General features: G+C 62.4%; 7 protein-coding genes. 5 read left to right on the plus strand and 2 right to left on the minus strand.

The window, feature by feature from the left end; all coding sequences use genetic code 11:
* The first annotated feature begins 554 nt into the window (after positions 1–554).
* From EAO75_RS45120 to EAO75_RS45140, 5 genes are read left to right on the plus strand one after another with little or no spacing between them, the layout of a single operon-like run.
* Positions 555–2,987 carry an ATP-binding protein gene (locus EAO75_RS45120; RefSeq protein WP_187284872.1) on the plus strand — a complete coding sequence of 811 codons (2,433 nt, stop codon included), beginning with the start codon at positions 555–557 and terminating at the stop codon, positions 2,985–2,987.
* Positions 2,984–4,663: a DEAD/DEAH box helicase family protein gene (locus EAO75_RS45125; protein ID WP_148000921.1), complete on the plus strand. Its 1,680-nt coding sequence runs from the start codon at positions 2,984–2,986 to the stop codon at positions 4,661–4,663. The genes EAO75_RS45120 and EAO75_RS45125 overlap by 4 nt, the downstream gene beginning before the upstream one ends.
* A complete protein-coding gene (locus EAO75_RS45130; RefSeq protein ID WP_148000922.1) occupies positions 4,660–5,295 on the plus strand; it encodes a hypothetical protein in 636 nt (211 codons plus the stop codon). The genes EAO75_RS45125 and EAO75_RS45130 overlap by 4 nt, the downstream gene beginning before the upstream one ends.
* Positions 5,296–5,324: 29 nt before the next feature.
* Positions 5,325–5,759 (plus strand): very short patch repair endonuclease, encoded by a 435-nt coding sequence (locus EAO75_RS45135; RefSeq protein ID WP_222724051.1) that lies wholly within the window; start codon positions 5,325–5,327, stop codon positions 5,757–5,759.
* Positions 5,760–5,814: 55 nt separating this feature from the next.
* Complete coding sequence (locus EAO75_RS45140) at positions 5,815–7,005, plus strand: DNA cytosine methyltransferase (protein ID WP_148000923.1); 1,191 nt, start codon at positions 5,815–5,817, stop codon at positions 7,003–7,005.
* A 192-nt stretch (positions 7,006–7,197) separates the two neighbouring features.
* On the opposite strand, the gene drmB is transcribed toward EAO75_RS45140, so the two are convergent.
* Complete coding sequence (gene drmB / locus EAO75_RS45145; RefSeq protein WP_148000924.1) at positions 7,198–9,090, minus strand: DUF1998 domain-containing protein; 1,893 nt, start codon at positions 9,088–9,090, stop codon at positions 7,198–7,200.
* Positions 9,087–9,471: hypothetical protein (locus EAO75_RS46395; RefSeq protein WP_222724052.1), on the minus strand; the 385-nt coding region annotated here is incomplete at its 5' end. The genes drmB and EAO75_RS46395, both read right to left, overlap by 4 nt.

Here is a 9,471-nt window from a genome sequence, read left to right on the forward strand (position 1 = left end):
GAGGCCGGATCGTGGTGGCGGTGACATGCGGGCCAACGCTGCCTGATGCGTGGGCGTTCGTACGGCCCGCTGATCCCGCACCGGGCCACCCGCCGGACGGCGGACGCGGGCATGACGTGAGAGAAACCCCGTCGTGGCTGGGGCGGTCGGCTCCACGACTTTAGCCAGCCACTTTGGCGCGAGCCTCGAAGATCATGGCCCCCACGTCGTGCTTTAACGGGCAGGTCCACAGACTGCCCGACGCGCCGGAAGCTTACGGGGCCATGATCACTCGCGCCAAAGCAGCTCCCGGCCAAAGTCGCTACGCCGCCCTTGCGCCGTAGGTAGCTCACGCGCCGAGGTGAGCGAAGCCAACCGCCGAAGCGCACGCTTTGCAGTGTCCGAGGGGCGCAACGCATCTCAGACCCGTCACTGTGCGAGGTTCCAACATCACAGACTCCACTCACCGGAGCACCGTGAATGAGTAACCTTGCCGCAGGCATGGTGGATGCGGTGCTGCCGGGGGTGCGGGACTCAAGCGGGCAGTGTCCCTGACCAAAGACGGAGGGGTTTGGGTGTCATTTGGCGCGAGCGAGGCATACGTAGAGAGCCTGGACTTGACACCGTCTCCACGGCTCCTTGAGGTACTGGGCGACATCCCCTACAAGCCATGGCAATGCCTCGCGGAGCTGATCGACAACGCATTTGATGACTTCCTGTCAGATGACGATCGAGACGTGAGCGATCCCCCCTACGTTCGCGTCACGTTGCCGAAGCCCAGCACCACCCCCGAGGGTGACGAGATCGTGTGCGTGGCAGACAACGGGCGCGGCATGGGCCTGGAGGCATTCCAACTCGCACTGCGTGCTGGCTACAGCCAGAACAGCCGGTACGGAAGCCTGGGGCTGTTCGGCATGGGCTTCAACATCGCGACCGCCAATCTGGGATCCGTTACCGAGGTACGGACTACCCGGTCAGGTGACAGCGAATGGCTGGTCGCGGAAATCAACTTCCTTGAGATGCAGCAGCATGGTGAGTTCAAGGCCCCGCTGCGGCGTGAACCCAAAGATGACCCCACGATGCACGGGACTGAGGTCACTGTGCGTCAACTGCGGCCTGACACAAGAACCGCCCTGCGTCGCACGCAGCTGGCTTCCACCATCCGAGAGCAACTGGGCAGGGTCTATTCCTATCTGCTTCGCGGCGGGGACGTGCTTCCAGAACTTCCCGGGGCCGAACTCAAGGGGCGAGGCTTTCGGCTGTTCGTCAATAACACGCTCGTGCGGCCGCGTTTGCCCTGCGTCTGGGACGCCCAGCGGTCGGTGGCCTATCGAGGTGACGAGGTGAAGGCGATCCAACCGATCGACATCTCCTTACCTTCGGCGTGGGCATGCCAAAATTGCGGTCACTGGCATCGCATATCTTTAGAGACCTGCGTCGAATGTGGAAGCGCAAACCTCGAACTCCGAGAACGCAGGATCATCGGCTGGGTGGGCATCCAGCGCTACTTGCACACCAGCGACTTCGGTATCGACTTCCTCAGAAACGGGCGGAAGATCCTCATCTCCGATCGAAGCCTCTTCGAGTGGGAGCACCCCGACACAGGGGAGACTTTGACCGAGTACCCGATTGAACTTGGCGCTACGGTGGGCGGTCGAATCGTGGGCGAGATACATCTCGACCATGTGCCCGTGASCTACCAGAAGAATGATTTCAAAAGGGATTCCCGGGACTGGATCACCGCCGTCCACCAAATCCGCGGCGAGGGCCCCCTTCAGCCGAACAAGGCGAAAGCATACGGGTACGCGCCCAATGACACTTACGTGGGACGCCTGTTCAATGGTTTCCGCAGGAATGAACCCGGCCTCAAGCACCTTGTCCCCGGGAACGGCGCGACCCCGCTTCACGAGCTGGCAAGAGAGTGGGCTGGCTCGTTCCGTAAGGGACTCGCTGAATTCCTCACCGATGAAAAATGGCACGAGGCCGCGCGACAGCACGATGAGATCAAACGAGGCCGCCCCCCGGTTCCTCCCGGGGGCGGGGCCAGCACCCCGCCGGCGCAAGGTTCCACCCGCGACACTCGGGAACAGTCTGATGATCTTCTCAGCCGCACGGGGCTCGGGCTAGGGAACTCTTCTGCCAGCACGACGAGCAGCTCGGCGGGCGCAACCACACCGCCGCCCCAACAGGAAACAGAGGATGAGCGCTTCGCCAGATACCGTGCCCGGGCACGTCGGCTAACCGACCTCAGCGGAGCAGTGTCCGTGGCCACCCTGGGCAGGCGTATGGTCACGGTGTACGTCACACCCGAGCCACTCCTGGACCATTCGGGCCGGCCGACACCATGCGTGTCACACACCCTGCGGGGCAACGCAATTGAGGTGTTCGTCCACGGAGACCATCCGGTGTTCAGGGAATTCGGTCGAGATCCCCGAGACTACGCGATCATCGAGATCGCAGAAGCGTTACGCGCGCTCGCCAGTACCGATGACAGCGCCGCACGTGTCGCCGCTGAGGTCACCCTCCAATTCCCGGATCAGCGGTTCACCGACGCGGCGCTGAGAGAGCGGGCGAGTGCCTTACTTGGCCGGGTGCGAGAGGGCATCCAGCGCGTCGGCGCTGCCCGTGCCGCCTCTCTGTGGGCTAGCCTTCCCACGGCGGAGAAGCAAGCTGCGGAGAAGCATGCCGCCGGGGCGGACCCCCGGTTGGTATGGCCCACAGCCACCGAGAATGGCGACTTCATCGCGCACGTCACCGCAGAGGGCCTCGCCGCGATCATCCGTGCCCATCCTGAGCTGGTGATGGATGGCGCCGTGTTCTCCACGACCTGGTCGACGTGGAACGACCCCGAAGCTCGCAATGCCCAGGTCGAGCGCCTTGGACGACTGCTTGAGGTGACAGGAACATTCCTGAGCAACATTAGTGGTAAAACCCGCCTCGATCTCGCGATGATGCGCATGACACTCGACGTCATTGAAGAAGAGATCGCCGATGAGGAGTCGACGTGAGCTCATCCTTCGTGGCTCCTGATTTCCTTCTGGACATCGGCCCTGCCGCCTTTCCGCGGCAGGTAGAGCGGCTCATGCTGCACCTCGGATTCACCGATGTAGTCAACGTCGATGGCCCAAACGATCACGGAGGCGACATCCTCGGGACTCTCAACGGCCAGCGCTGGGTCTTCCAAGCGAAGTGGAAGGCACGCGGCACAGTGGCACCGAGCGCGGTCGACGAGGTCATCAACGCGAAAGCGTTCTATCGGACGGACCGGGCGGCCGTTGTCACAAATGCCAGATTCGGCCCGAAGAGCGAGGAGCGGCGCGAAGCACTGCGCCGAGTTGGTCATCCGATCGAGTTCTGGTCGGGGCGCGAGCTGGTCGACCTGTACAACAGCGATCAGTTGTGTTCCGAGCGATTGCCAGAACGCCCCCTGCGCGAGTATCAGGCCAAGGCTTTTGAGAGGCTCGTGGAGGACCTGGAAGGCACGAGCCAGGCCTTGTTGATCCTCGCAACCGGCTTGGGAAAGACGGTGATCGGGGGGGAGATTGTCGCTCGCCATCTGCGCCTCCGCCCATCCGACAAGATCCTTGTCGTCGCCCACACAAAGGATCTGGTTGAACAACTAGAGCGCGCGCTCTGGTTTCACGTTCCCAAGGCCGCGCGCACCCAGCTGCTGACTGGCGACCATAAGCCGGATGATCTCCGCGGCATCACGTGTGCCACAGTGGCCACCGCGCTCACGTATGTGCGCAGCGGTTACAAGCCTGCACTGGTCATGGTGGACGAGGCGCACCATGTGTCCAAGGATGGATACTTCGCCGAATTGCTCGWCCACCTGGCCGACGTACCTCGACTTGGAGTAACCGCAACGCCCTGGCGTGGAGACCGCTTTGACATCAGGAACAGTTTCGGCGAGCCCAGCTATACGCTGGGTATCGACGGCGGTATGAGACTCGGCTACCTTGCCGAGGTTCGCTATAGGCTTTTTACGGACAATATCGACTGGGACTTCGTACATACAGCAAGTCAACACAACTACAGCGTCAGGGATCTGAACGCCCGGCTGTTCCTACCCGAACGCGATGAAGCGATCCGCGATCGACTCATCGAGACATGGGCACACGTCAAGGAGCCCCGGGCTGTGGTGTTCTGCCGCACCGTCGAGCATGCCGAGCGTCTGGCCGAACTACTCAATCAAGTCCCCCAGTGGAAGAACGTGAAGGCGGTCCATGCCGGCCTGGATCGCAGAGATCGACAGCTGCGACTGATGGCCTTCCGTCAAGGCGAGATCCCTATCATCACCGCTGTCGACATCCTCAACGAAGGGGTCGATATCCCCGACGTCAATATCCTGTGCTTCGCACGCGTCACACACAGTCGACGTATCTTCGTCCAGCAACTTGGCCGCGGACTGCGACTCCGTGAGGGAAAGAGTCACGTCGAGACCCTGGACTTCGTCAGCGATATCAGGAGAGTTGCGGCAATCATGAGCCTTCGCGCGCAAGTCTCCGCAGACGAATTCGAGACGCTGCGGCTGGCCTCGATGGGCACACGTTTTGAGTTCACTGACGCTCGGGCCGAGAGCCTCATGCAAGAATGGATCAAGGACGCAGCGAGCTTGGAGACCGCCCTCGACRAGCACCGCCTCCAATTCCCCGATCCCGAATCACTGCTTGGGCAGGCATGAGCGAGATCCCGGAAGCAGTCCGGCGTGAGGTAATCAGAGATATCTATCGCAAAGCGGACGAACTCGGTTGGGACGGCCTCAGCGCGGTAGACCGCACTGCTTGGTACAACCGCTGGGTTGACGACAAGGAGTTGGGCGGCGTTCTGACCCGCTACATGCCCCGAGAGCGTGCACGCATGTGGATCAAGGACGTGCCGATGAAGCATTACAACCGGGCGCGCAGCGGGATCGGACCGTACGCGGACCTGGTGGGCACACCGCTCCCGAGTGCCTACGACATAGCCAGGATCGCCCTGGGCGAGGACTGGTCGGTGCTAGGCGGAACTTTGCAGGAGAAGCCGAACCGTTGCCAAGTGACCGACGGCCGCCGCCAGATGCTGATGATCTGGGGTAGCCCACGAAATCTGAAGAGCCTGGTATGGGCCGGCCTCAATGCGCGCGTCGACGGGCTACCGCCCCCTGTCGCGGTCATCAACCTGCTGCAAGGAGAACGCCTCACCGAGAGCGAGCAGCAGCGTTACGAGCGGGTCTGCGAGCTCGCTGGTCTCGACGTCCGGGTGATCACCACACGTGCAACCCGGACGACATCCGCGAACCGAGAGGCACCAACGCTGCGGCTGCCTGACGGCTAAACTCACTCACGATACTTGGAGGTGCGGCCGTGCGTGATCCCGCTGTGACGAGCCGCATCATGGCGGCTGTGCGGAATCGGGACACCAAGCCGGAAGTCGCACTCAGGAGCGCACTGTGGCGTCGTGGCCTGCGCTACCGCGTCCGCTCCACGCTTATGGGCAAGCCTGACATCACTTTCCCCGGGGCGAAGCTGGTTGTGTTCGTAGACGGCGATTTCTGGCACGGTAACGCCTGGAAAATCAGAGGGCTACCCAGTTTTGAAGCTCAGTTTGACCGCATGAACAATCCGGACTTCTGGCGCGCCAAACTAATCAAGAACATGACACGTGATGCCGAGGTAAATTCGGCGCTCGATCAAGCTGGTTGGACTGTCTACCGAGTCTTCGAGTCACGATTGAAGCGAGACTTCGACGAAGTCGTGGAGGAAATCTTCCAGATAGTGCGCGCCGGGATGCCGCGGTGACCAACCATCTAACAGGCATTATCCGGTCTTACTCAAGCTATGACAAGGGGTCTAGATGCCACGGTCGGTAGAATTGTTCGCTGGCGGTGGCGGCATGGCCATAGGGATGTTCAACGCGGGTTTCGAGCACGAACAATTGATCGAGAGAGACCCGAAGGCGTGCCATATTTTGCGAACGAATGCGGACCGCTCTCCGGATTTATGGAAGCAAGAACACGTTCGCGAAACAGACGTCCGTACGTGGCTAAAGGAGGTTCCCAGTCTCGGCCTGGAGGACATCGACCTAGTGGCAGGCGGCCCTCCCTGTCAACCCTTCTCGATCAGCGGAGCTCACGCGGGCGAGAACGACGAAAGGAACATGTTCCCGGCTTCAGTAGAAGCCGTGCGTGTCCTCAGACCCAAATGCTTTGTATTTGAGAATGTACCCGGCCTGCTACGCCCTTCTTTCAAACCATACTATGATTACATCGCCGACTGGCTAACCAAGCCGTCCGTCAGGCCAAGAAATCGCGATGAAGATTGGACAGCTCACCACCAGCGCATCCTCAAAACAAAACGACCTGGACTTTCCTATAAAGTCCACCAGCAGGTAGTCGACGCCGCCGATATTGGCGTACCTCAGGCGCGCAAACGCGTCTTTCTGGTTGGCATTAGAACAGATCTACCCGGTGTGGACCATTGGTCTGCGGTGCAACCAACACACACCAAGGACCAGTTACTTCGTGAGCAATGGATCACAGAGGAGTACTGGCGGCGACACGACATTAAGAGGCCGGAGATTCCGGAACAGTATCGATCCCGCGTCGAGCTGTTGCGCAGTACGGGCGATTGGGCGAACGAAGAGCTCGCTTGGCGTACAACTCGGGACGCAATATCCGATCTGCCGTCGCCGAAAGATAATGTCGACATCCCCACTGTGCTAAACCATCGAGGCATCCCTGGAGCACGGGTCTACGCCCGCCATCGCGGCGGATGGATTGACTCTCCCGCCAAGACGCTCAAAGCAGGTGTCCACGGTGTCGCAGGTGGCGAAGCCATGATCCGCTTCCACGACGACTCCGTCCGCTACCTCACCGTGCGGGAATCCGCGCGAATCCAAACCTTCCCGGATGACTACGAGATTCCCGGCACCAGGACGGCGGCTATGCGCGCCCTCGGAAACGCGGTAGCGGTTGAGGTCGCGGCGGAGATTGGCCGACGCCTTCGGGTCGTACTCGACGGTGAAGCGCCAGAGCGGCAGCCGTGATTCAGCCCGTCGCGTGCGCAGCATCAGCAAGCAGCTGACGGAAGAGGTCCGCGGATCCGAGGCTGGGTCGCAATGTGTGTGCCCTCCTGTGCACATGTCGGAGCCCAAAGGCTCTCCGGAACAGCTCAACCACAGGCTCAGACGAAAACGGTGTGCATGAGCAGGATGCTCACGCACACCATCAACCTGGTCTCAGGTTGTGGCGAAGAATCCGAGCTCACTCTTCCCGAGTCCTCCGACCACCAGGGCACGGTCGAGGAACCGGTTGTACTCCTCGCAGGCGGTTTCAGGGAGCAAGGCGCAGCCGTGGCAGGCGGCGAGGTTGCAGGACCCGGGACCTTGTCCCTTGCTCTCGATGCACACCGGGTCGGAGGAGCACCATGCGGCGTGAGCCAGGGCGTTCTCTAGGACTCCCTCCAACCGACCCGGCTCACCCATGCGAACGAGGCCGCCCAAGGTGCCTTCAGAGTCCCCGGCAGCGGTGTAGATGAGCATGCCGGCCATGCCGTTGGGGCCAGGGCTCTCGTAAAGGCGCTCCCTGAGGGAGGCCGAGCTGTAGCCACACTCATAGGTGAGCTGGTTGATGAGCAGGTGCGCCAGAGTGTGTAGCAGGATGAAGCGCGGTGACAGTTCACGCTGCTGCAAGCCGCGCTGCTCAGCCAGGTTTGAAAAGCGCTGGGTGAGCAGTTCTGCCTGCTGTAGGACTGCCGGACGCTCTTCCCATGGGACCAGCATCGCCGTGTCGAGTTCCAAGTAGATTCCCTCGCCGCTGACAGCATACGCAGGAAGCCAGTTGCTGCCTCGGCGAGCAGGGGTGCGGCGCAGCAGTGCCTTGCGAGACGCGCCGTCGTAGGGGGACTCTGCGAAAACTCGGTTGAAGCCCCATAGCACTCGGGTTTCGCGGAGCTTTTCGACGAGCCGTACGCGGGCGAAGGCAGCTGTCACACCTGAGGCGAACTGGCTGCGGGGCTCGCGCACGACCAACTCTTCGGACTCGATGGCACCGCGCAGTGTCCGGTACTCGGTGGCGCGGAAAGGGGCGGGGTCCTGGTCAGAGCCAGGCTGTTCGGAACCCACTGCAACGGACTCCGCCTGGTGCAAGGCAGCCAGGCCGCGGTCGATCTCCTGGTCACTGAAGCCTTCGAGGAGGAAGGCGTGCCCCTGGGCTGCTTTCCGCAGCAATCTCGCAGGCAATGGGTCTCCGTCTTCGAGGAGCACTGCTGCCCTCTGCCGTGCCTGGACAATCACCCCGTCCTGGAGGACAGCAAGGACCTTGGGATCGACGGTCGACGCCGCAGTCTCTGGCACGAAGATGGAGCTCTTCAGAAGGGAGTAGTAGACGTTTGCGGCGCCACGCAGGCTGCCGCGGAGAGGACTCCCGCAGGGCTCCCCTTCACGGTCGATTCCCAGCCAGGGCGCGCCGCCCCGGCACAAGTATTCCGGTCCGCCCGGCTCAAGTTCTTCCGACAGAAATGTAGACGGACCTCTTTCGGCGCTATTCCTTGTCGATGTGATGCCTTCGAGGTTGCGGGTTGCGCCGCATGTGCAGGAGACCCGCTGGGAAGCCAGGGTGCCGCCGCCGGATGACCGCAGGGAGATGCGGTGCCCTCGGCAGGTGGGTGACGCCGTCTTGTGCGTCCACTCGGACCAGGGAAAGTCCTGGAGGTGTCCTCGCTCGCAGATCGCGACGAAGGGGACTTGGGCGAGGAAGGGCTTGCGGCCCGAGGTCTCATGTTCCTTGCACGCCGGACGGTTTTCCTTGTGGAGCCGGTCTTTGGCCAGCGTGCGGCATCGCGGGCAGAAGCCCCAGGTAGGGAACCGGAGCACTGGAACGGTAAGGCCCGTGTTGACCTGGTCCGCCGAACGGCTGCGGTAGTCCGGGGGTGCATAGAGCGCATCGGCACCGAGGTGCTGCTCCAGGCGCCACTCGTGGATACGGAACTCTTCCTGGTTGCGGCCGGCTCCGTGAGGGAACCAGTGGTCGAGGCCTGCCGTGATCACCGATGTGCCATCAGACAGCACATGCATGGCCCCGGGGCCGAACGGGGCGACCAGCTGGGAGCGCCTGACCTTGCCGCGGATCATGACTGTCCTTCCTCGATGGCGTACTGCGAGGTGACCTCGATCTGGCATTCGGCATCGACGCCGCGCATGGAGGAGGGGATCGCCCAGGTCATGCTCTGTGCCTTCTCGTCCGCAAACTGGCCGAGCGGGCGCAGGAGCTGGTCACTGCCCGTGGGGCCGAAGTCGCCCCAGTGCCCTGGCTGCCATGCCTCCCACTCCTTGCGCATCCTGTCCAGGATGCCGGCTGTCCTGTCGGCCTCGTCCGGGTCGCAGAGCCGGACCCGGTCGAGGAGGAGCTCCTTTGCCGCCGCCCAGCCTTCGGCGGGGAACGGCCAGGGGGCGAGCTTCTCTGGGCCGGTCTGCCTGATGAACGCGACCGCAACTGCGCGCAGTGCCCGGTCC

Origin of the sequence: Streptomyces sp. UW30, from assembly GCF_008042075.1 — a bacterium.
Classification (GTDB): Bacteria; Actinomycetota; Actinomycetes; order Streptomycetales; family Streptomycetaceae; genus Streptomyces.

Bases quoted from the DNA above. Each gene is read 5' to 3' on its own strand.
- EAO75_RS45130 (WP_148000922.1), top strand. From the start codon at position 4,660: ATGAGCGAGATCCCGGAAGCAGTCCGGCGTGAGGTAATCAGAGATATC.
- drmB (WP_148000924.1), bottom strand. From the start codon at position 9,090: ATGATCCGCGGCAAGGTCAGGCGCTCCCAGCTGGTCGCCCCGTTCGGC.
- EAO75_RS45140 (WP_148000923.1), top strand. From the start codon at position 5,815: ATGCCACGGTCGGTAGAATTGTTCGCTGGCGGTGGCGGCATGGCCATA.